The 21,882-nt window shown below is 66.0% G+C and carries 20 protein-coding genes; 17 read left to right on the plus strand and 3 right to left on the minus strand.

Features of this window, described 5'->3' with window-relative positions; translation table 11 throughout:
• Nucleotides 1-203: 203 nt before the first annotated feature.
• From AC1Q7Q_RS36995 to AC1Q7Q_RS37005, 3 genes are all read left to right on the plus strand, one after another.
• Nucleotides 204-878 (plus strand): ubiquinone biosynthesis accessory factor UbiJ, encoded by a 675-nt coding sequence (locus AC1Q7Q_RS36995; RefSeq protein ID WP_492387280.1) that lies wholly within the window; start codon nucleotides 204-206, stop codon nucleotides 876-878.
• Between the two features lie 105 nt (nucleotides 879-983).
• Nucleotides 984-2,561 (plus strand): ubiquinone biosynthesis regulatory protein kinase UbiB, encoded by a 1,578-nt coding sequence (ubiB, locus tag AC1Q7Q_RS37000; protein ID WP_416047571.1) that lies wholly within the window; start codon nucleotides 984-986, stop codon nucleotides 2,559-2,561.
• Nucleotides 2,562-2,608: 47 nt separating this feature from the next.
• Entirely contained in the window at nucleotides 2,609-3,271 is a 663-nt protein-coding gene (locus AC1Q7Q_RS37005) for a methyltransferase domain-containing protein (RefSeq protein ID WP_492376550.1), read from the plus strand.
• A 42-nt stretch (nucleotides 3,272-3,313) separates the two neighbouring features.
• On the opposite strand, the gene AC1Q7Q_RS37010 is transcribed toward AC1Q7Q_RS37005, so the two are convergent.
• Nucleotides 3,314-3,922, minus strand: a complete 609-nt coding sequence (locus AC1Q7Q_RS37010; RefSeq protein ID WP_492376551.1) for a hypothetical protein — start codon at nucleotides 3,920-3,922, stop codon at nucleotides 3,314-3,316.
• A 460-nt stretch (nucleotides 3,923-4,382) separates the two neighbouring features.
• Here AC1Q7Q_RS37010 and AC1Q7Q_RS37015 point away from each other — a divergent pair, with 460 nt between their 5' ends.
• The 7 genes from AC1Q7Q_RS37015 (at nucleotide 4,383) to AC1Q7Q_RS37045 (ending at nucleotide 11,407) form a co-directional block, all read left to right on the plus strand.
• A complete protein-coding gene (locus AC1Q7Q_RS37015) occupies nucleotides 4,383-5,819 on the plus strand; it encodes a high affinity choline transporter 1 (protein ID WP_253933021.1) in 1,437 nt (478 codons plus the stop codon).
• A gap of 198 nt (nucleotides 5,820-6,017) precedes the next feature.
• Nucleotides 6,018-6,377, plus strand: coding sequence for an FmdB family zinc ribbon protein (locus AC1Q7Q_RS37020; protein ID WP_492376552.1), 360 nt, complete (start codon nucleotides 6,018-6,020; stop codon nucleotides 6,375-6,377).
• A gap of 14 nt (nucleotides 6,378-6,391) precedes the next feature.
• Nucleotides 6,392-7,090 (plus strand): DUF502 domain-containing protein, encoded by a 699-nt coding sequence (locus tag AC1Q7Q_RS37025; RefSeq protein WP_492376558.1) that lies wholly within the window; start codon nucleotides 6,392-6,394, stop codon nucleotides 7,088-7,090.
• A 43-nt stretch (nucleotides 7,091-7,133) separates the two neighbouring features.
• Entirely contained in the window at nucleotides 7,134-8,939 is a 1,806-nt protein-coding gene (aspS, locus tag AC1Q7Q_RS37030) for an aspartate--tRNA ligase (protein WP_043343591.1), read from the plus strand.
• 216 nt (nucleotides 8,940-9,155) lie between these two features.
• Nucleotides 9,156-10,043 (plus strand): hypothetical protein, encoded by an 888-nt coding sequence (locus AC1Q7Q_RS37035; RefSeq protein WP_492376553.1) that lies wholly within the window; start codon nucleotides 9,156-9,158, stop codon nucleotides 10,041-10,043.
• Nucleotides 10,044-10,148: 105 nt separating this feature from the next.
• Complete coding sequence (nudB, locus tag AC1Q7Q_RS37040; RefSeq protein ID WP_492376554.1) at nucleotides 10,149-10,622, plus strand: dihydroneopterin triphosphate diphosphatase; 474 nt, start codon at nucleotides 10,149-10,151, stop codon at nucleotides 10,620-10,622.
• On the plus strand, nucleotides 10,619-11,407 hold the full coding sequence (locus AC1Q7Q_RS37045) for an endonuclease/exonuclease/phosphatase family protein (protein WP_492376555.1): 789 nt from the start codon (nucleotides 10,619-10,621) through the stop codon (nucleotides 11,405-11,407). The genes nudB and AC1Q7Q_RS37045 overlap by 4 nt, the downstream gene beginning before the upstream one ends.
• 9 nt (nucleotides 11,408-11,416) lie before the next feature.
• On the opposite strand, the gene AC1Q7Q_RS37050 is transcribed toward AC1Q7Q_RS37045, so the two are convergent.
• On the minus strand, nucleotides 11,417-12,298 hold the full coding sequence (locus AC1Q7Q_RS37050) for a LysR family transcriptional regulator (RefSeq protein ID WP_492376556.1): 882 nt from the start codon (nucleotides 12,296-12,298) through the stop codon (nucleotides 11,417-11,419).
• A gap of 135 nt (nucleotides 12,299-12,433) precedes the next feature.
• Between AC1Q7Q_RS37050 and AC1Q7Q_RS37055 the strand changes: the two genes are divergently transcribed.
• Nucleotides 12,434-13,033: a short chain dehydrogenase gene (locus tag AC1Q7Q_RS37055; protein ID WP_492376557.1), complete on the plus strand. Its 600-nt coding sequence runs from the start codon at nucleotides 12,434-12,436 to the stop codon at nucleotides 13,031-13,033.
• Here AC1Q7Q_RS37055 and mobB read toward each other — a convergent pair.
• On the minus strand, nucleotides 13,018-13,575 hold the full coding sequence (gene mobB / locus AC1Q7Q_RS37060; RefSeq protein WP_416047582.1) for a molybdopterin-guanine dinucleotide biosynthesis protein B: 558 nt from the start codon (nucleotides 13,573-13,575) through the stop codon (nucleotides 13,018-13,020). The two genes, AC1Q7Q_RS37055 and mobB, sit on opposite strands and share 16 nt — an antisense overlap.
• A 141-nt stretch (nucleotides 13,576-13,716) precedes the next feature.
• On the opposite strand from mobB, the gene clsB reads away from it, so the two are divergent.
• From clsB to AC1Q7Q_RS37090, 6 genes are all read left to right on the plus strand, one after another.
• On the plus strand, nucleotides 13,717-15,033 hold the full coding sequence (clsB, locus tag AC1Q7Q_RS37065; protein ID WP_492387281.1) for a cardiolipin synthase ClsB: 1,317 nt from the start codon (nucleotides 13,717-13,719) through the stop codon (nucleotides 15,031-15,033).
• 370 nt (nucleotides 15,034-15,403) lie between these two features.
• A complete protein-coding gene (locus AC1Q7Q_RS37070) occupies nucleotides 15,404-15,994 on the plus strand; it encodes a TetR/AcrR family transcriptional regulator (RefSeq protein ID WP_043343612.1) in 591 nt (196 codons plus the stop codon).
• Between the two features lie 73 nt (nucleotides 15,995-16,067).
• The gene (locus AC1Q7Q_RS37075) at nucleotides 16,068-17,855 is read left to right on the plus strand and encodes an acyl-CoA dehydrogenase C-terminal domain-containing protein (RefSeq protein WP_492376810.1); all 1,788 of its coding nucleotides are present in this window, start codon (nucleotides 16,068-16,070) and stop codon (nucleotides 17,853-17,855) included.
• Between the two features lie 151 nt (nucleotides 17,856-18,006).
• Nucleotides 18,007-18,174 carry a hypothetical protein gene (locus AC1Q7Q_RS37080; RefSeq protein ID WP_492387282.1) on the plus strand — a complete coding sequence of 56 codons (168 nt, stop codon included), beginning with the start codon at nucleotides 18,007-18,009 and terminating at the stop codon, nucleotides 18,172-18,174.
• An 8-nt stretch (nucleotides 18,175-18,182) separates the two neighbouring features.
• Nucleotides 18,183-20,609, plus strand: a complete 2,427-nt coding sequence (locus AC1Q7Q_RS37085) for a 3-hydroxyacyl-CoA dehydrogenase/enoyl-CoA hydratase family protein (RefSeq protein ID WP_492376511.1) — start codon at nucleotides 18,183-18,185, stop codon at nucleotides 20,607-20,609.
• An 18-nt stretch (nucleotides 20,610-20,627) separates the two neighbouring features.
• Nucleotides 20,628-21,827, plus strand: a complete 1,200-nt coding sequence (locus AC1Q7Q_RS37090) for an acetyl-CoA C-acyltransferase (RefSeq protein ID WP_492376513.1) — start codon at nucleotides 20,628-20,630, stop codon at nucleotides 21,825-21,827.
• Nucleotides 21,828-21,882 lie beyond the last annotated feature (55 nt).

Raw genomic sequence — 21,882 nt, forward strand, 5'->3', positions numbered from 1 at the left:
CCCGAGGAGGTAGTCGCCCCATCCGGCGCGCCTTTTTTGCCTACTTTTTTGGCAAGACAAAAAAGTAGGTCGCCGCCCCGCAGGGGCGGTGAAACTGCAGTTGCCTTTGTATTCAAGTAGTTGAAGTTGATTTTGACTTTAGACTTTAGAACCGATCAACCACTAACACCTCCTGAAAGGCCCGCCCCCAGCCCCACCCAATCATGACCACCCTCCCCACCCCCCTGGCCACCCCCCCGATCACCGCCCTGAACCACCTGCTGGAACAGGAGCCCTGGGCAACCACCATGCTCCAGCCCTTCGCCGGGCGCATCATCCGCTTTGACGCGGCCGCGTTCACGCTCGCCTTGAAGGTGACGGGACAGGGCCTGACGGAGCTGGCCGCGGTGGATGAAACCCCGGCGGTCACGCTGACCGTGCCGCTGCAGCTGTGGCCGCTGGTGGCTTCGGATGTGGCGGGCGGCGGCCAGGCGGCGGCGATGAGGCATGTGCGCATCGAGGGAGATGCCGAGCTGGCCAACACGGTCTCCACGCTGGCCCGCAACCTGCGCTGGGATGCGGCCGAGGACCTGTCGCGCGCATTGCGCGGCATCCTGGGCGGCCCGGTGAGCGACAGCGTGGCGCAGCGGGTGGTGGACGGCGTGCAGCAGGTGCATGCCCAGGCCACGCGGGTGGGCCGCGCGCTGGTCGATAACGTGACCGAATACCTGCTCGACGAGCAGCCGACCCTGGTGCGCCACGCGGCGCTCGACGAGTTCGGCGCCGGCGTGAGCGCGCTGCGCGACGACCTCGCCCGGCTGGAAAAGCGGCTGGAAAAGCTGGAGCAGCGCACCCGCTCCGAGCGTGGCGCCGGCACGCTGCCGTCCGCCCATCGCTGATCGCCCGCGGCCTGCCGCCGCCAGAACCCTGCTCAATTGCGCATCCACGGCTTTATCCATTGCCAGACCGGCCAAGCAGCACGGCCCCAACACTGAAGAACCTGCATGACCCGCTTCCTGCGCCTTTGCAAGATCGTTTTCGTCATCCTCTACTACGGCCTCGACGAGCTCGTGCTGTCTGGTTTCAAGAGCCGCCGCATCCGATTCCTGGTGCGTGTCATTACCATTGGCCGCAAGCTCGACATGCCCCGGGGCGAACGCCTGCGCCTGGCGCTGACGCGCCTGGGGCCGATCTTCGTCAAGTTTGGCCAGGTGCTCTCCACCCGGCGCGACCTGATGCCCGAGGACATCGCCGACGAGCTCGCCAAGCTGCAGGACCAGGTGCCGCCGTTCGATTCAGTCGTGGCGGTCAAGATCATCGAGCGCTCGCTGGGCCGGAAGCTGGCGACGCTGTTCGAGAGCTTCGACCACAAGCCGGTGGCCAGCGCGTCCATCGCCCAGGTTCACTTCGCCATCCTGAAGGGCGGTCCCAACCACGGCCGCGAAGTCGCCGTGAAGGTCCTGCGCCCGGGCATGCTGCCGGTCATCGACAGCGACCTGGCGCTGATGCGGGACCTCGCCGCCTGGCTTGAGCGTTTCTGGGCTGACGGCAAGCGCCTGAAGCCGCGCGAGGTCGTCGCCGAGTTCGACAAATACCTGCACGACGAACTCGACCTGATGATCGAGGCCGCCAACGCCAGCCAGCTGCGCCGCAACTTTGCCGACACCAAGCTGCTGCTGGTGCCAGAGGTGTTCTGGGACTGGTGCAGCAGCGAGGTCTTCGTGATGGAGCGCATGCATGGGATCCCCATCTCGCGCACCGAGTCGCTCAGGGCGGCTGGCGTCGACATGCACCTGCTGGCGGAGGAGGGCGTGGAGATCTTCTTCACGCAGGTGTTCCGCGACGGGTTCTTCCATGCCGACATGCACCCGGGCAACATCCTGGTGTCGGTGGCGCCGCAGAGTTTTGGGCGCTACATCGCGTTGGACTTCGGCATCGTCGGCGCGCTGTCCGAGTTCGACAAGAACTACCTGGCGCAGAACTTCATCGCCTTCTTCCGCCGCGACTACCATCGCGTGGCGCTGCTGCACGTGGAGTCGGGCTGGGTGCCGGCCCATACGCGGGTGGAGGAACTGGAGAGCGCGGTACGGGCGTGCTGCGAGCCCTATTTCGACAAGCCGCTCAAGGAGATCTCGCTGGGCATGGTGCTGATGCGCCTGTTCCAGACCTCGCGCCGCTTCAATGTCGAGATCCAGCCGCAACTGGTCCTGTTGCAGAAGACCTTGCTCAATATCGAAGGGCTGGGGCGCCAGCTCGATCCGGACCTGGACCTGTGGAAGACCGCCAAGCCCTTCCTCGAGAAATGGATGCACGAGCAGGTCGGCTGGAAGGGTGCCTGGGAGCGCATCCAGGTGGAGGCCCCGCAATGGGCCAAGATGCTGCCCGACTTCCCGCGCCTGGCGCACCAGTTCCTCGAGCGCCGCGCCCTGGTCGACAATGGCCAGCAGGAGAAGCTGCTGGCCGCCCTGGTCGCCGAGCAGCGCCGCACCAACCGCCTGGTCGGCACGGCCTTGTTGCTGGTTGGCGGATTCATCGCCGGGGTGGTGCTGACCGAGCTGCTGGCCTGGGTTGGCTACTGGTAGCGCACGGGATCGTGCCCCGAATCGCCTGGGTGGCGAGTGCAAAGTTGATGAAATGCAATGCAGTGGAGGCCAGCTTGACCAAATCCGATAACGCGCCGATCAAGGCCGCAGCCCCGCCAGTCTTTGCCACGCGCAACGCGGGGGACCCGGCTTTCTGGGATGAGCGCTTCGAGAAGGGCTTCATGCCCTGGGACCTGGGCGGCGTGCCGGCCGATTTCGAGGCCTTCGCCAGCGCGATGGCACCGTGCCCAACGCTAATCCCTGGCTGTGGCAACGGCTGGGAAGCGGGGTGGCTCCATGCGCGCGGCTGGCCGGTGACCGCCATCGATTTCTCACCCGAGGCCGTAGCCAGCGCGCGCCGCGCGCTGGGGCCGGCCGGGGCTGTCGTGCACGAAGCGGATTTCTTTGCCTTCGCGCCCGAGCCTGCCTGCCAGTGGATCTACGAGCGGGCTTTCCTGTGCGCCTTGCCGCCAGCCATGCGGGCCGGCTACGCCGCTCGTGTGGCGCAACTGCTGCCGCCGGGCGGGCTGCTGGCCGGCTACTTCTTCCTGGACGAGACGCGCGGCGGGCCGCCTTTTGCCATCCCCGAGGCAGAACTGCGCGCGCTGCTTGAGCCGGCCTTCGAGCTGGTGGAGGCGCGGGCCGCCACTGGCTCGCTGCCGATATTTGCCGGCCGCGAGCAGTGGCAGGTCTGGCGCCGCAGGGCTTAGGTTTCAGGATTCAGCGTTCAGCCGCAGGCGCCAGCCTTTGCGTCAGCCGCGCACGCGGGCGTTGTGCTTGTCGTGGTAGATCGCCCGGCTGTCGCGGTTTTCGGCACGCTGGATTCCACGCTGCGCGCCCGCACCAACATGGCCGTTGGCGCCGGCGCGCGCTTCGCGCCGATCCACGTGAGCCTGGCCGCGTTCGAGGCTGCCGGCCTCGCGGTTGGTGAGCGAGCCATTGGCCACGCCGTTCTTGATGCGCTGCTCTTGGTTGATATTGCGCTGCACGTCGGCCTGCATGCGCTGCGATGAGGCGCTGGCGGGGTTGCCGGTGATGCCGTTGTGCGTGTCATGCGCGATGTCGCGGCTCACGTTGTTCTCGGCACGCTGGATGGACGCCTGCTCGCGCGGCGAGACCGAGCCGTTGGCCAGGGCGTGCGCTTCCATGTGGTCCACGCGGGCGGTCTGCTTTTCCAGGCTGGCCGCTTCGCGCGTGCTCAGGCTGCCGGATTTCAGGCCGTTCTCGATGCGCTGTTCCTGGTTGACGTTGCGCTGCACATCCTGCGAGACCGCCGCAGTCTGGGCGCTAGCCAGGCCGGCGCCGAGCAGGCCTGCGGCAATCATCAGGGTCTTGAGCATCTTGGTTTGGCGGTTCGACATGGTGTTCTCCTTTTCCTCATTGGGCCGTGTGCGGCAGCGTGGCTCGTGGGCGCGGCGCCCGATGTTGCTGCCTTGGCTTCCTTAATGCGCGCCGGGCACGGCGCGCTGACGCAGGGTTTGTAAGCTGTGTAACCGCGCGTAAGCCCACGCGTAAGCCGCAAGCCTTGCGCACCACGGCGGGGCGCCGCGGCCGTTGCGGGCATCCACGGCGCAGTCCACGTCACCTGTGGCGCCGGGGCTGCACCGTCCCGGGCAATTTCCGCGTGGTGGCGGGTTTTTTTCTCGCCGCGCGGCAGGCGTCGCTATAATCCGCGTTTTGATTCGGCTACGACCGCAGGCTAGCTCAGCCACCCATGCGGCCCCGACCGATGAATTGGACTCCGGGCAAGGCTGGCCGCAAATCCCGCCTCACCGGCAACCGGTTTCTCGCCGCAAGGGCACTTTGGGATAGGGCAGCAGCATGCTGATCTGGTTCGTCATCATCTATTGGGTAATCTCCGTCGGCATTGGCCTGTGGGCCGCGCTGCGCGTGCGCAACGCCACCGACTTCGCGGTCGCCGGCCGCAGCCTGCCGTTCTACATCGTCACCGCCACCGTGTTCGCGACATGGTTCGGCTCGGAGACGGTGCTGGGCATCCCCGCGGTTTTCCTCAAGGAAGGCTTGTCCGGGGTGGTGTCCGATCCTTTCGGTTCCTCGCTTTGCCTGATCCTGGTCGGCCTGTTCTTCGCGCGCCCGCTGTACCGGATGAACCTGCTCACCATCGGCGATTACTATCACAATCGCTACGGGCGGCTGGCCGAGGTGCTGACCACGCTGTGTATCGTGATGTCCTACCTGGGCTGGGTTGCCGCGCAGATCAAGGCGCTCGGGCTGGTGTTCTTCACCGTCTCGGACGGCGCGCTGTCGCAGGAAACCGGCATGATGATCGGAGCCGCCAGCGTGCTGGTGTACACCCTGTTCGGCGGCATGTGGGCCGTGGCGGTGACCGACTTCATCCAGATGATCATCATCGTGATCGGGATGCTGTATATCGGCTATGAAGTCAGCGGCCAGGCCGGCGGCGTGGCCGCGGTGGTGTCGCATGCGGCGGCGGCCGGCAAGTTCGAATTCCTGCCCTCGCTGGACCTGATCCAGATCATCGGCTTCGCGGCCGCGCTGTTCACCATGATGCTGGGATCGATCCCGCAGCAGGATGTGTTCCAGCGCGTGACCTCGTCGCGCACCGAGAAGATTGCCGGGCGCGCTTCGGTGCTGGGCGGCGTGCTTTACTTCTGCTTTGCCTTCATCCCGATGTTCCTGGCCTATTCGGCCACCATGATCGACCCGGAGATGGTGCAGAAGTACATCAACACCGATTCGCAGCTGATCCTGCCCAAGCTGATCCTGACGCACGCGCCCATGTTCGCCCAGGTGATGTTCTTCGGCGCGCTGCTGTCCGCCATCAAGAGCTGTGCCTCGGCGACGCTGCTGGCACCGTCGGTCACCTTTGCCGAGAATATCCTGCGGCCCTATTTCCGCCATCTCGACGACCGCCGCTTCCTGCGCGTGATGCAGGCTGTGGTGCTGGTGTTCGCCGTGCTGGTGACGCTGTTCGCGCTGAACTCGCATCTGTCCATTTTCCATATGGTGGAAAATGCATATAAGGTCACTTTGGTCTCGTCATTCGTCCCGCTGGCCTTTGGCATGTTCTGGAAGCCGGCCACGCGCCAGGGCGGCCTTGCCGCGATCATCCTCGGGTTGGTTTCCTGGCTGTGCTGCGAAATCGCCTTCGCCGACGCGGCGGTGCCGCCGCAGATGGTCGGCCTGCTGGTCTCCATCGGCGGCATGGTGTTCGGCTCGCTGCTGCCGCAGTGGATCAACGACCATCCGCGTGTCAAGGAAGTCCATCTGGCCTGAGCGTTGCGGGCATCCGGCGGGTCACGCGTGGCTTCGAAGGCACCCCGGCCTCTTTTTCCGCCGGCCCGGCGTTCTCAGAACGGTTTATAATTCAAGGCTTTGCACCGCAAGGTGCGCGCACGGGAGTGGCAACTTCCCGCTCAGCGCGGCCTCGCGGTTCCACCAATTTCCGTTCCAGACTCCTTGCGGAGATCCACTATGCCGATCTATGCCTATCGTTGCGACGCCTGCGGCCACGGGCGCGATGTGCTGCAGAAAATGAGCGATGCCCCGCTCACCGACTGCACATCCTGCGGCGCGAAGGGCACGTTCAAGAAACAACTGACCGCCGCGGGCTTCCAGCTCAAGGGGTCGGGCTGGTACGTCACCGATTTCCGCGGTGGCAACAGTGCCACGTCCGCTGCGCCCGCCACGGCGGCCGCCGGCAGCGCCACCGAGGGCAAGAGCGAAGCAGCGGCACCGGCCTCGTCCGGCGCAGCCACGGAATCCTCCAGCACCGTCAGCACGGCGCCGACCAGTACTGCCGGCGGTTCCGGCAGTGCCGTCGCCAGCCATTGAAGGCAGAACGCATCGTGCCGGCGAAGAAGACTTCCGCCCTCAAGACCTGGTTCCTCACCGGGCTATTGGTGCTGGTGCCGCTGGGCATCACGCTGTGGGTGTTGAACCTGGTCATCAGCACCATGGACCAGAGCCTGGCGCTGCTGCCTGAAGCCTGGCAGCCGGTCCAGCTGTTCAAGGTGCGCATCCCGGGCCTGGGCGCCATCCTGACGGTGGTGTTCATCCTGCTGGTCGGCCTGCTGACCCACAACTTCATCGGCCAGCGCCTGGTGCGCTGGTGGGAAGCGCTGCTGCGCCATATCCCGGTGGTCGGGCCGATCTACACCAGCGTCAAGCAGGTCTCGGATACGCTGCTCTCCTCGTCCGGCAATGCCTTTCGCAAGGCGCTGCTGGTGCAGTACCCGCGTGAGGGTTCGTGGACCATCGCATTCCTCACCGGCCGTCCCGGCGGCGATGTGCAGAATCATCTGCAGGGCGAGTATGTCAGCGTCTACGTGCCGACCACGCCGAATCCGACCTCGGGCTTCTTCCTGATGATGCCCAAGGCCGATACCATCGAACTCGACATGACCGTCGACGCCGCGCTGAAGTACATCGTCTCGATGGGCGTGGTGGCGCCGACCGAGCTGCCGCGCAAGAGCGGCTCCGTGCGCGCCGGCGAGGCGGAGGCAGAAGCCCTCGCCGAGTCCACCGGCTCATCGCATTCAAATTGATCGCCGGCCGCATCGGCGGCCGCGTTATTCCGGGAATTCCCTTATGTCCTCCATGCGTACTCACTATTGCGGTCTCGTGACCGAACAACTGTCGGGCCAAGAAGTGGCTCTCACCGGCTGGGTGCAGCGTCGCCGCGATCACGGTGGCGTGATCTTCATCGACCTGCGCGACCGCGAAGGCCTGGTGCAGGTGGTGTGCGACCCCGATCGTCCCGAGATGTTCAAGGCTGCCGAAGAGATCCGCAACGAGTTCTGCGTGCGCATCACCGGCAAGGTGCGCCCGCGTCCGGCGGGCACCGAGAACGCCAACCTGACCTCCGGCAAGATCGAGGTGCTGTGCCATGAGCTGACCGTGCTCAACCCGTCGGTCACACCCCCGTTCCAGCTCGATGACGACAACCTGTCCGAGACCACCCGCCTGACGCACCGCGTGCTGGACCTGCGCCGCCCGCAGATGCAGTACAACCTGCGCCTGCGCTACAAGGTGGCCATGGAAGTGCGCAAGTACCTGGACGCGCAAGGCTTCATCGACATCGAGACCCCGATGCTGGGCAAGAGCACGCCCGAAGGCGCGCGGGACTACCTGGTGCCGTCGCGGACCAACCCGGGCCACTTCTTCGCGCTGCCGCAATCGCCGCAGATCTTCAAGCAGATGCTGATGGTGTCGGGCTTCGACCGCTACTACCAGATCACCAAGTGCTTCCGCGACGAGGACCTGCGTGCCGACCGCCAGCCCGAGTTCACGCAGATCGACTGCGAGACCTCGTTCCTGAACGAGCAGGAAATCCGCGACCTGTTCGAGGACATGATGCGCACGGTGTTCAAGAACGCCATCGACGTCGACCTGGACGCCAGCTTCCCCGTGATGGAATTCCGCGAGGCCATGGCCCGCTTCGGTTCGGACAAGCCTGACCTGCGCGTCAAGCTCGAGTTCACCGAACTGACCGACGCCATGAAGGACGTCGACTTCAAGGTGTTCTCCGGCCCCGCCAACAGCGAGAACGGCCGCGTGGTCGGCCTGTGCGTGCCGGGCGGCGCCGCCATCTCGCGCAGCGAGATCGATGCCTACACCCAGTTCGTCGCCATCTATGGCGCCAAGGGCCTGGCCTGGATCAAGGTCAACGAAGTGGCCAAGGGCCGCGACGGCCTGCAATCGCCGATCGTCAAGAACCTGCACGACGCAGCCATCGCCGAGATCCTGAAGCGCACCGGCGCCAAGGACGGCGACATCATCTTCTTCGGCGCGGACAAGGCCAAGGTCGTCAACGACGCCATCGGCGGCCTGCGCCTGAAGATTGGCCACTCCGAGTTCGGCAAGACCCACGGCCTGTTCGAGGACGTGTGGAAGCCGCTGTGGGTGATCGACTTCCCGATGTTCGAGTACGACGAGGAAGATGCCCGCTGGGTCGCCATGCACCACCCGTTCACCAGCCCCAAGGACGAGCACCTGCAATACCTGGAAACCGATCCGGGCAAGTGCATCGCCAAGGCCTACGACATGGTCCTGAACGGCTGGGAAATGGGCGGTGGCTCGGTGCGGATCTTCCGCGAGGACGTGCAAAGCAAGGTGTTCCGCGCCCTGAAGATCGGCGAGGAAGAAGCCCGTGCCAAGTTCGGCTACCTGCTGGACGCGCTGCAATATGGCGCGCCCCCGCACGGCGGCCTGGCCTTCGGCCTGGATCGCATCGTCACCATGATGGCCGGCGCCGATTCGATCCGCGACGTGATCGCCTTCCCCAAGACCCAGCGCGCGCAAGACTTGCTCACGCAAGCGCCGAGCTCGGTCGATGAGAAGCAACTGCGCGAGCTGCATATCCGCCTGCGTGCTGCGGAGCCGAAGACGGCCTGAGCCGGGGTTCGGACTGCTTGAAAAGGCCGCGCGACAGCGCGGCCTTTTTGCATTGGCGGCCGCGATGCATGCCAAGTGCCACAGCCGGCACCCAATCCCTGGTTTCCAATTGTTACATCGCGGAACGAAGCCCCCTCCCGTCCAGTCTTCTCCCTTTATAGCGCCAAGCCGCAAGCCCAATTCGAAGGCACGACGGCCGCGCGGGAGGAATTTGCCGTGCACCTGGATGTAGAACTGATTCGCCAGTTTTTACTGGCCCATGCCGAGACCATCCTCACCTGGCTGGCGGCCGGGCTGGTGATGATGCTGCTGGCGCGTTTCGAGCTGCGGCGCGCGGTGCGCCGCTCGGCGGTGGCCATGTCGGAGTCCGTGGCCACCACGGTGGCGGCTTGTGTGCCGGATATCGCGCATGCTGCGAAGACCGGCGGTGGGGGCGTGCCAATGCTGGAGCCGGTGGAGATGCAGCGCGCCGAAGCCCTGCGCCGGGTGGCGCTGGATACGGTGGGCACCGTCATGGCGCGTGGGCGCTGGCTGGAGGACCTTGGCAACCTGAGGCTGCCCGATGACGCTTTGCTGCAGGGCAGCCGCGCGGGCGGCGCGGATCCGTTGCTGGTGGTGGCGCCGCAGCCGGTGGTGCAGTCTTACCTGACGGCCCAGCGCAGCTTCGATGAGTACGTCGTGAAGCTGCGCGACGAGCGTCGCGAAGCGCTGCGGCTGCAGGACGGCTTGCAGGCGCTGGCCGCGGAGGCCATGCATATCGAGCAGGAGACTGGCAGCATCGTGATGCGCTTCGAGCAGGTCAACGCACAGGCCGCCCAAGGTGTCGAAGCCGGTGACTACCAGCGCTTCCTGATCCAGAAGTACAACACGCTGGGCGTGCGCGAAAAAGAGATCGCGCACGAGCGCGCGCAGCTGCAGGCGCAGGTCCAGCAATGCGCGGACCGCCTGGCCGCCCATGCGCAGGTGGCTTCGCGCGAGTACACACGCGCGCTGACGCCGTTGATGCAGCAACTACGCGCTGCGTGGGGCCACGGCGACTCGCCTGGCGTATTCGAGACCTGGTTGCGAGAAACGCCGGCTCAGTCCAGCGTCCACGCAGCATGAAGGGGCCTGGGCGGCAAGGCCGCCGCATCCGTCATTTCCGCCATGTTTCCCATGGTGCCCGGGCGCATCTGCGGTAAGCTTGGGGACGCCGTTTGTCCTATCCCCATGCCCTACAAAATCCCTGAATCCGTCCTGGTTGTGATCCACACGCCAGACCTGCAAGTGCTGTTGATCGAGCGCGCCGACCGGCCGGGCTACTGGCAGTCGGTCACCGGCAGCCTGGACACGCCCGACGAGCCGCTGGCGCTGACAGCCGCGCGCGAGGTGGCCGAGGAAACCGGCCTGGTCGCCGCCGAGCACCGGCTGGACGACTGGAACCACACTATCGAGTACGAAATCTACCCGCAGTGGCGCCACCGCTACGCGCCGGGCGTGACGCGCAACACCGAGCACTGGTTTGGCCTGCGTGTCGCGCAGCCGCTGCCGGTGACGCTGGCGCCGCGCGAGCACTTGCAGTATCAGTGGCTGCCGTGGCGGGAGGCCGCCGCGCTCTGCTTCTCGACCAGCAACGCCGAGGCGGTGCTGCAGTTGGGCTGGCGGGTGCGGGGGCAGCGTGCGGCTTGCGGAGCGGACCTATGAGGCTGCGCGTCGTCACCTACAACATTCACAAGGGCGTGACCGGCATCAAGGGCAAGTCGCGTATCCATAACGTGCGCGATGGCCTGCACGTGGTGAATGCCGACATCGTCTTCCTGCAGGAGGTGCAGGATCGCAATGACCGCCTGGTGGCGGCGGCCTTGTTCGACCCGGATTACACCCAGCTCAACTATTTGGCGACCGACGCGTATCCGCATTCGGTCTACGGCCGCAATGCGGTGTACGACCATGGGCACCACGGCAATGCCATCCTGTCGCGCCATCCGATCCTGATGTCGGAAAACCTCGACATCTCTGACCATCGCTTCGAGCAGCGCGGCCTGCTGCACGCGGTAGCGGATATGAACGGGGTCGAGGCCCACCTGATCTGCGTGCATTTCGGCTTGTTCGCGCGCAGCCGCGCGCGCCAGGCGGAGGCGCTGGTCAAGCGCGTGCAGGACGTGGTGCCAGCCGAGGCGCCGCTGTTGATCGCGGGGGATTTCAACGACTGGAACCACCGGCTCGACAACCTGATCTGCACCACGCTTGGCGCGACGGAGGTGTCCTCCGCCGGTGGCGCGCGGCTGCACACCTTTCCCAGCCACATGCCCTGGTGGCAACTCGACCGCATCTATGTGCGGGGCTTCGAGATCGAGCACGCCAGCGCGCTGACCGGCCGCGACTGGGCCCAGCGCTCGGACCATGTGCCATTGATGGCGGAGCTTGCCCGCATTGCCGTGCCGGAGCGGCCGGTTGTCCACAAGGCCAAGGCAGGCACGACTTCCTGAGGCCCATCCTCAGGCCCCCATTTTCTCCAGCATGACGTCAACAAAGCAGGCCTGCTTGGGCAGCGGCCGCGGGTCGCGCGGATAGAGCAGGTGGACCGGCCTTGGCGCTGGCATGGCGTCTTCCAGCAACGGGACCAGCAGCCCGGCGGCGATGTCCGCCGCCAGCAGCACTTCCGGCTGCATCACCACGCCACAGCCAGCCAGTGCCGCGCGCCGCAGCGCCTGGCCGTTGTTGGCCGCCAGTGGCGCCGATGCCTTGGGCGCCCCGTCATCCTCGGGGGCCGGCCACCCCATGCCTGGCGGCCACAACAGATGGTTCAGGCAGCGGTGCCCGGCCAGCTCCGCGAGCGTGCGCGGATGGCCCGCTTGCGCGAGGTAGGCCGGCGCCGCGCAGATCGCCATGCGATACGGCCGCAACGGCCGCGCCACCAGATGGTCGGAGCTGGCCAGCGTGCCGATGCGCACGGCGGCGTCGAAACCATCGGCAATCAGGTCGGTGAAAGCGTCGTCGAGCACCAGTTCCACCGTGACTTCCGGGTAGCGCAGCAGGTAGGCCGATACCGCTTCGGCGACCGCCGTCTCCCCCAACGTCACCGGCGCGGTCACGCGCAGGCGGCCGCGTGGCTGGCTGTGCAGACGTTCTGCCACGGTCTCCGCTTTGCGCACGCGCTCCAGGATCTGCCGGCATTCCTCCAGGAACAGGTGGCCGGCTTCGGTCAGGCTTTGGCGGCGCGTGCTGCGTTGCAGCAGACGCACGCCCAGATGCCGTTCCAGCTGGACGACATGCTTGCCTACCATCACCGCCGACAGGCCCAGTGCATCGGCGCAGGCGCTGAAGCTGCCGGCTTCGGCAGCGGCGGCAAACACTTCCATGCTGCGCAGCTTGTCCATGGATTGCTAATTAAAAATTAGGGATATGCAAAATCCTAGCCCATTTATCCATCCCGAATCCACTTTCACAATGCATTCCTGATGGCGGTGGAAGGAATGCCGTCTTCCTAGACAACCAGAACCATGGGGAATGCGATGAAGATTGTTGTGATCGGAGCCAGCGGAACGCTCGGCCAGGCGGTAGTAGAGAACCTGTCGGCTCGCCACGACGTGGTGCGGGTCGGCAAGTCGCGCGGCGAACATCGGGTCGACCTGACCCGGCCGGAATCCGTGCAGGCCTTGTTCGATGCGACCGGCCGGGTGGACGCCATCGTCGCCACGACCGGAAGCCTGTTTTTCGGGCCGCTCGCGCTGATGCGGGCCGAGGACTTCGAAATCGGGCTGCAGGACAAGTTGCTCGGGCAGGTGCGGCTGGCGCTGGTTGGCCAGCATTTCCTGAACGATGGCGGCTCGATCACGCTCACCAGCGGCATTGTCGGCAGCGAGCCGATCCGCATGGGCGCCAATGCCGGCAGCGTCAATGCGGCGCTGGAGGGGTTCGTGCGTAGCGCGGCGCCCGAGCTGGAGCGCGGCCTGCGCATCAATGTGGTCAGCCCCACGGTAGTGCAGGAGTCATGGCCCGCGTATGGCGATTACTTCCCCGGCTTTGAGCCGGTGCCGGCGGCGCGCGTCGCGCTGGCCTTCCAGCGCAGCGTGGAAGGGCCGCGCAGCGGGCATGTCTATCGGGTCTGGTGAGGCTGCGCCAAGGCGGCGGCTAGCGCGGGCGTGAGTTCGAGCGCGCTGTCGCGGATGATCTGGCAGATCGCGTCAAGGTCCGCCAGGTCCAGCACGGGCAAGGCGGTGAGCGCGGCCACAGCCTGCGGCTGGTCGCTGGCGACGGCCATGATGCTCGGCACTTCCGGCCATAGCGGCGGCCTGCCCAGGTCAGGGCGGAACACTTCCAGCTTGGGGAAATCGCTGCGCTTGTAACCTTCCACCAGCACCAGGTCCGTGTCGGCGGGCAGCACGGCCAGCGCATCGGCCAGCTCAGGCGAGGCCTCGGCTTCGGGATAGTGGCGCATCAGCGTGAGGTGCCGCGCACCCACCAGCACGACGTTGGCGCAGCCGGCCTGGCGCATACGCCAGGAGTCCTTGCCCGGGGTATCCGGGTCAAAGCCATGGTGGGTGTGCTTGACGCCGGCCACGCGCAGGCCGGCGGCGGCGAAGCGCGGGATCACTTGATCCAGCAACGTGGTCTTGCCGCTGCCGGACGCACCGGAGATGCCGAAAACCTTCACGATGTCGGGGGTTGCGAGGGGATGAAGCGGCGACGATAGCAGAGAACGGCCGCCGCGGCGCGCATGGCCCCACACGCTGTGTGCGCCGCGCGCGTCGCCTGGCGCACGCACAGGACATCGGCGTGCCTGATAATGTGGCTCATGTCATCGATTCCGCCCCCACGCCCGCCCCGCGCGCCGCCTCCCGCGCTTACCGCAAGCCGCGACGATGCCCCCGCACGCGCGCCGCGGCATGCCGGCCCACTGCGCTCCGAATGGCGCCGCGGCAGGCCTCTGGGCGGCAACGCGGTCCGTTTGCTGCGCGGCGGCAATGAGTTCTTCCCGGCCTTGGTTGCCGCGATCGACCAGGCTGTATTCTCGGTTTCGCTCGAGACCTACATTTACGCCGATGATGCGGTCGGCGCAGCGGTGAGCGATGCGCTGATCCGTGCCGCCGCACGGGGCGTGGCCGTGCACCTGGTGGTGGACGGTTTCGGCGCTGGCGACATGCCGGCCGGGCTTGCCGAGCGGCTGCGCGAGGGCGGGGCTTGCCTCAAGATCTTCCGTCCGCTGCGCCGCTTCAGCCTGGCACGGCGCAACCTGCGCCGGCTGCACCGCAAGCTGGCCGTGATCGACCAGCAGATCGGCTTTGTTGGCGGCATCAACATCATCGACGACTACAACCATGGGCCCTTCGAGAGCGCCGGGCTCGGCCCCCGCTACGACTTCGCGGTGGAGGTGCGGGGCCCGCTGGTCAACCAGATCGCGCTGACCGCCGAACGCCTGTGGTGGCAGCTATCGCTGCGTGGCGAAATGCGCAGCGTTGGCCTGGCGGGGGTGGCGGCGGATTTTCCGCTGATCACCGACCTGCCGCTGCCGCGCCAGGACCAGGCCGGCGGCATGCGCGCCGTGCTGCTGCTGCGCGACAACCTGCGCAACCGCCGCGCCATCGAACGCCAGTACCTGCAGGCGTTGGGCGGCGCGCGGCGGGAAGTGATCATTGCCAACGCCTACTTCCTGCCTGGGCACAAGATGCGCCGCGCCCTGCTGGCATGCCGCAAGCGCGGCGTGCGCGTGCGGCTGTTGCTCCAGGGCAGGGTGGAGTACCGTTTGCAGCACTATGCAACCCATTCGCTTTATGCGACCTTGCTCGGCGCCGGCGTGGAAATCTTCGAATACGCCGATAGTTTCCTGCACGCCAAGGTGGCTGTGGTCGACGATGCCTGGGCCACGGTGGGCTCCAGCAACATGGACCCGTTCAGCCTGCTGCTGGCCCGCGAGGCCAATGTCGCGGTCTATGACGGCGCGTTCTGTGCCGAGCTGCGCCAGGAGCTGGAGCACGCCATCGCCTCGCGCAGCATCGAGGTCAAGGCCGCCACGCATGCGCGCCGTTCGGCGGTGCGCCGGATGGCGAACTGGGCCGCCTATATGGTGCTGCGTGTCGGCGTGATCATCGCTGGCGTGACAGGGCGCTACTGATCGCGGGACAATACCCGGTGGGGCGATGCTGCTGTGCATCACTCGCGGCAACAATGATCGTTATCTCGCCGCGTCGCGGCATGTTGCGGCGCACGAGCGCGGCCGCCGCGTTTAGAAACCCCGATCTAATTAAAAGCTTGCTGCCAGCGGGCGCGATCACAATAATCTGAACGGTCGTTCTTTTTTGCCTTAGACTGCGTGCATTCGGGTCTGCCAGGCGGTGAAGCAGCCAGCCGGGCAGCGAAATAAATATGCATTACGTCAGGGTCATAGGCGGCGCGATCCGTTTCGCGCCGCGAAGAACGGAGAAAAAATCATGCGACACCAGTCAGCTCGTCTCGAATCCGCCACTTCCGCGTCCCCCGCGCCCATGCGCAAGGGGGAAATGACGCGCGTGGCGATTCTGGATGCCGCGCTGGAGCTGTCGTCCCGCGACGGGCTCGAAGGCTTGACCATCGGCTTGTTGGCGGAACGCATGCAGATGAGCAAAAGCGGCGTGTTCGCGCATTTCGGTTCGCGCGAGGACTTGCAGGTGGAGGTGGTGCGCGAGTATCACCGCCGGTTCGAGCAGGAGGTTTTCTATCCCTCGCTGCACGAGCCGCGTGGGCTGCCGCGCCTGCAGTCCATGGTGCGCCGCTGGATGGAAAAACGCATCCAGGAAGTGACCACGGGATGCATCTACATCAGCGGGGCGGTGGAGTACGACGACCGCGCGGAAAGCCCGGTGCGTGACGAACTCGTCAAGAGCGTCACCATCTGGCGCGCCGCGCTGACGCGCGCCATCGACCAGGCACGGGAAGAGGGGCACCTGCGCGCGGATTGCGATCCGCGCCTGATGCTGTTCGAAATGTACAGCCTTGAACTAGGCTTGCATCATGACGCCCGCTTCCTGCGCTTGCCCGCGAGTGCCGAGCTTGCCATGGTCGCGCTCAATAAACTGATTCAGTCCTACCGTACCTGACGCCGCCGCGGCGTCCCGTGCCGGATCGTGCACGGGCGGCGTAGCGGCTTTGCAAACCTCCAAGGAGTCTTTGATGGGCCAGTACACCGCACCGTTGCGCGACATGCAGTTCGTGCTCCATGAATTGCTCGGCGTGGAAGCCGAACTCAAGGCGTTGCCGAAGCACGCCGACGTTGACGCGGACACCATCAACCAGGTGCTTGAGGAAGCCGGCAAGTTCTGCTCCGAGGTCGTGTTCCCGCTCAACCAGAGCGGCGACCGTGAAGGCTGTACCTACGTCGGCGATGGCGTGGTGACGGCGCCCAAGGGCTTCAAGGAAGCGTACAAGCAATACGTGGAAGCCGGCTGGCCGGCACTGGGCTGCGACCCCGAATACGGCGGCCAGGGCCTGCCTATCCTGGTCAACAATGCCTTGTACGAGATGCTGAACTCGGCCAACCAGGCGTGGACCATGTACCCCGGCCTGTCGCACGGCGCATACGAAGCGCTGCACGCGCACGGCACGCCCGAGCTGCAGAAGGTCTACCTGCCCAAGCTGGTCTCCGGCGAATGGACCGGCACCATGTGCCTGACCGAGCCGCACTGCGGCACCGACCTGGGCATCCTGCGCAGCAAGGCCGAGCCGCAGGCCGATGGCTCCTACACCATTACCGGCACCAAGATCTTTATTTCGGCCGGCGAGCACGATCTCTCCGCCAACATCATCCACCTGGTGCTGGCACGGCTGCCGGATGCACCGCAGGGCACCAAGGGCATCTCGCTGTTCGTGGTGCCGAAGTTCGTCCCCGATGCCAGCGGCAACCCGGGCGAGCGCAACGGCATCAAGTGCGGCTCGATCGAGCACAAGATGGGCATCCACGGCAACGCCACCTGCGTGATGAACCTGGACGGCGCGCGCGGCTGGCTGGTGGGCGAGCCCAACAAGGGCCTGAACGCCATGTTCGTGATGATGAACGCCGCCCGCCTGGGCGTGGGCATGCAGGGCCTCGGGCTGACCGAAGTGGCCTACCAGAACTCGCTGGCGTATGCCAAGGACCGCCTGCAGATGCGCGCGCTGACCGGTCCCAAGGCTCCGGACAAGCCGGCCGACCCGATCATCGTGCACCCGGATGTGCGCCGCATGCTGCTGACGCAGAAGGCCTTTGCCGAAGGCGGCCGCGCGTTCAGCTACTGGACCGCGCTGCAGATCGACCGCGAACTGTCGCACCCGGACGAGTCCGTGCGCAAGGAAGCGGGCGACCTGGTTGCGTTGCTCACGCCCGTGATCAAGGCCTTCCTGACCGATAACGCGTTCACCGCCACCAACGAAGGCATGCAGGTGTTCGGCGGCCACGGCTACATCGCCGAGTGGGGCATGGAGCAGTATGTGCGCGACGCGCGCATCAACATGATCTACGAAGGCACCAACACCATCCAGGCGCTGGACCTGCTGGGCCGCAAGATCCTGGGCGACATGGGCGCCAAGATGAAGGCCTTCGGCAAGATCGTGCAGGCGTTCGTCGAGGAAGAAGGCACCAACGAAGCCATGCAGGAGTTCGTCAACCCGCTGGCCGACCTGGGCGACAAGGTGCAGAAGCTCACCATGGAAATCGGCATGAAGGCCATGGGCAACCCCGACGAAGTCGGCGCTGCTGCCGTGCCTTACCTGCGCGTGGTGGGCCACCTGGTGTTCTCGTACTTCTGGGCCCGCATGGCCAAGATCGCGCTGGAGAAGCAAGCCAGCGGCGACAAGTTCTACACCACCAAGCTGGCGACCGCACGCTTCTACTTTGCCAAGCTGCTGCCGGAGACGGCATCGCAGATCCGCATGGCACGCGCTGGTTCGGCCACGCTGATGGCGCTGGACGCGGATCTGTTCTGATCGGATTGTTTATCCTGAATTCATGCGGTTGTCTTAGCGCGGGCGCAGGCTACTGGCTCTGACGGTGTCGATGCCAATGGTGTGCTCCCCTCTCCCATGAAATGGGAGAGGGGACGGGGGAGAGGGCCGGCGGTTCAACGAGCGATACCGCTTGATCGACCGCCCGCCCTCTCCCCCGACCCCTCCCGCAAGCGGGAGAGGGGAGCACACCAGCGGCAACACCAGCGGCAACACCAGCGTCACCACCAGCGTCACCACCAGCATCAACGCCGGCGCCACGCGCAGCCAGCCCACCTCATCTCAACGCTCACTTTCCTAGGAGCGCGCATGTCCAATTTCATCGTCAAGAAGGTCGCCGTGCTGGGTGCCGGCGTCATGGGGGCGCAGATCGCCGCCCATCTCGTCAATGCCCGCGTGCCCGTGGTGCTGTTCGACCTTCCGGCCAAGGAAGGCCCCAAGAACGGCATCTCGCTGCGCGCCATCGAGAACCTGAAGAAACTCTCGCCGGCGCCGCTCGGCATCAAGGACGAAGCCGGCCTGATCCAGCCCGCCAACTACGAGGACGACCTCGCGCTGCTCAAGGAGTGCGACGTGGTGATCGAGGCCATCGCCGAGCGCATGGACTGGAAGCACGACCTGTACAAGAAGGTCGCGCCACACCTGGCATCGCACACGATCTTCGCTACCAATACCTCGGGCCTGTCGATCACCGCGCTGTCCGATGGTTTCGACGCGGATCTGAAGTCGCGCTTCTGCGGCGTGCACTTCTTCAACCCGCCGCGCTACATGCACCTGGTGGAGCTGATCCCGACCGCGACCACGCAGCCCGCGATCCTGGACCGCCTGGAAACCTTCCTGACCTCCACGCTCGGCAAGGGCGTGGTGCGCGCCAAGGACACACCGAACTTCATTGCCAACCGCGTTGGCATCTTCTCGATCCTGGCGGTGTTCGCCGAGGCTGAGAAGTACGGCATCCCCTTCGACGTGGTCGACGACCTGACCGGCGCCAAGCTGGGCCGCGCCAAGTCCGCCACCTTCCGCACTGCCGACGTGGTGGGCCTGGACACCATGGCCCACGTGATCAAGACCATGCAGGACACCCTGCTGGACGATCCGTTTGCGCCGGTGTACAGGACGCCCGCCGTGCTCAAGGGGCTGGTGGATGCGGGCGCATTGGGCCAGAAGACCGGCGCTGGCTTCTACAAGAAGGAAGGCAAGACCATCAAGGTGCTGGACCCCAAGACGGGCCAATACGTCGACTCGGGCAAGAAGGCCGACGAGATCGTGGTGCGCATGCTGAAGAAGGAACCGGCCGAGCGCATCAAGCTGCTGCGCGAATCCAGCAACCCGCAGGCGCAGTTCTTGTGGGCCGTGTTCCGCGACGTGTTCCACTACATCGGCGTCTACCTGGAGCAGATCGCCGGCTCCGCCGCCGATATCGACCTGGCGATCCGCTGGGGCTTCGGCTGGAACTCCGGCCCCTTCGAGGACTGGCAATCGGCCGGCTGGAAGCAGGTAGCCGAGTGGGTGAAGGAAGACATCGACGCGGGCAAGGGCTTGTCCAGCGCGGCGCTGCCGTCGTGGGTGTTCGAAGGCCCCGTCGCTGACAACCAGGGCGTGCATGGCGCGCGGGGTTCGTGGTCGCCCGCCGCGCAAGCCTTCGTGCAGCGCAATGCGTTGCCGGTGTACGAGCGCCAGGTGTTCCGCGCCACGGTCAAGGGCACCGCCGCAACGGATCCGCGCAAGGCTGGCCGCACCGTGGAAGAAAACGATGCGGTACGCATCTGGGTGAGCGAGGGCCAGGACGATGTGCTGGTGGTTTCGTTCAAGAGCAAGATGAACACCATCGGCCCGGACGTGATCGATGGCCTGACGCGCGCCATCGACTTGGCCGAAGCCGAGTACAAGGGCCTGGTGGTGTGGCAGCCGACGTCGCTGCAACTGGGCGCGCCGGGCGGCCCGTTCTCCGCGGGCGCCAACCTGGAAGCCGCGATGCCGGCCTTCATGATGGGCGGCGCCAAGGGCATCGAGCCCTTCGTCAAGAAATTCCAGGACGGCATGATGCGGGTGAAGTATTCCGCCGTGCCGGTGGTGTCGGCGGCGTCCGGCATCGCGCTGGGCGGCGGCTGCGAGCTGATGCTGCATTCGGCCAAGCGCGTGGCCGCGCTGGAAACCTATATCGGCCTGGTGGAAGTGGGCGTGGGCCTGGTGCCGGCCGGTGGCGGCCTGAAGGAGGCTGCGCTGGCTGCCGCACGTGCTGCGCAAGCCGCCGGTAGCACCAACTACCTGCAGTTCCTCACCAACCGCTTCCAGGCAGCGGCCATGGCCAAGGTCTCCTCCTCGGCGCTGGACGCGCAGAAGATGGGCTACCTGCAGCCGTCGGACACCATCGTGTTCAACGTGCACGAGCTGCTCTACGTGGCGCAGAACGAAGTGCGCGCGCTGTCCAACGCTGGCTACCGCGCCCCGGTACCGGGCACGCTGGTGCCGGTGGCGGGCCGCTCCGGCATTGCCACCATCAAGGCGTCGCTGGCCAATATGCGCGACGGCGGCTTCATCTCCGCGCACGACTTCCTGATTGCCAGCCGCATTGCCGAGGCGGTGTGCGGCGGCGACGTGGAAGCCGGCTCGCTGGTCAGCGAGGAATGGCTGCTGGCGCTGGAACGCAAGACCTTTGTCGACCTGCTCGGCACGGGCAAGACCCAGGAACGCATCATGGGCATGCTGCAGACCGGCAAGCCGGTGCGCAACTAAGGCAAGCGAGGAACCGACATCATGAAACAACTGCAAGACGCATACATCGTTGCCGCGACCCGCACGCCGATCGGCAAGGCTCCCAAGGGCGCGTTCAAGAACACCCGCCCGGACGACCTGCTGGCCACCATCCTGCGCGCGGCCGTGGCGCAGGTGCCTAACCTCGATCCCAGGCTGATCGAAGACGCCATCGTTGGCTGCGCCATCCCCGAGGCGCAGCAGGGCCTGAACGTCGCGCGCATCGGTGCGCTGCTGTCGGGCCTGCCGAACACCGTGGGCGGCATCACCGTCAACCGCTTCTGCGCCTCCGGCCTGTCGGCCGTGGCGATGGCCGCCGACCGCATCCGCGTGGGCGAGTCCGACGTGATGATCGCCGCCGGCGTGGAATCGATGAGCATGGTGCCGATGATGGGCAATTCGCCGTCGATGTCGCCGGCGATCTTCGAGCGCGACGAGAACATCGGCATCGCCTACGGCATGGGCCTGACCGCCGAGAAGGTCGCGCAGAAATGGCAGGTCAGCCGCGAAGACCAGGATGCTTTCTCGCTCGCTTCGCACCAGAAGGCGATCCGTGCCCAGCAGGCCGGCGACTTCAAGGACGAAATCACCCCGATCGAGATCGTCGAGAAATTCCCCAACCTGGCCAGCGGCCAGGTCGACGTGAAGACACGCACCATCTCGCTGGACGAAGGCCCGCGTCCGGAGACCTCGGTCGAAGGCCTGGGCAAGCTGCGCCCGGTGTTTGCCAACAAGGGTAGCGTCACCGCCGGCAACAGCTCGCAGACTTCGGATGGCGCTGGCGCGCTGATCCTGGTTTCGGAAAAGATCCTCAAGCAGTTCAACCTGGTGCCGCTGGCGCGCTTCGTGTCGTTCGCGGTGCGCGGCGTGCCGCCCGAGATCATGGGCATCGGCCCCAAGGAAGCGATTCCCGCGGCGCTCAAGGCAGCCGGCCTCACGCAGGACCAGATGGACTGGATCGAGCTGAACGAAGCCTTCGCCGCGCAGTCGCTGGCGGTGATGCGCGACCTGCAGTTGGACCCGGCCAAGGTCAACCAGATGGGCGGCGCGATTGCACTGGGCCACCCGCTGGGCGCCACCGGCGCGATCCGTTCGGCCACCGTGGTGCACGCGCTGCGCCGTCACAACCTGAAGTACGGCATGGTCACCATGTGCGTCGGCACCGGCATGGGCGCCGCAGGTATTTTCGAGCGCGTCTAAACGCGCCGCGGGGCAGGCAGCATGGGCGCCAGGTGCGTTCGTGCTGCCTGCCCCG

The organism is Cupriavidus sp. GW823-FHT07A04 (assembly GCF_058794615.1).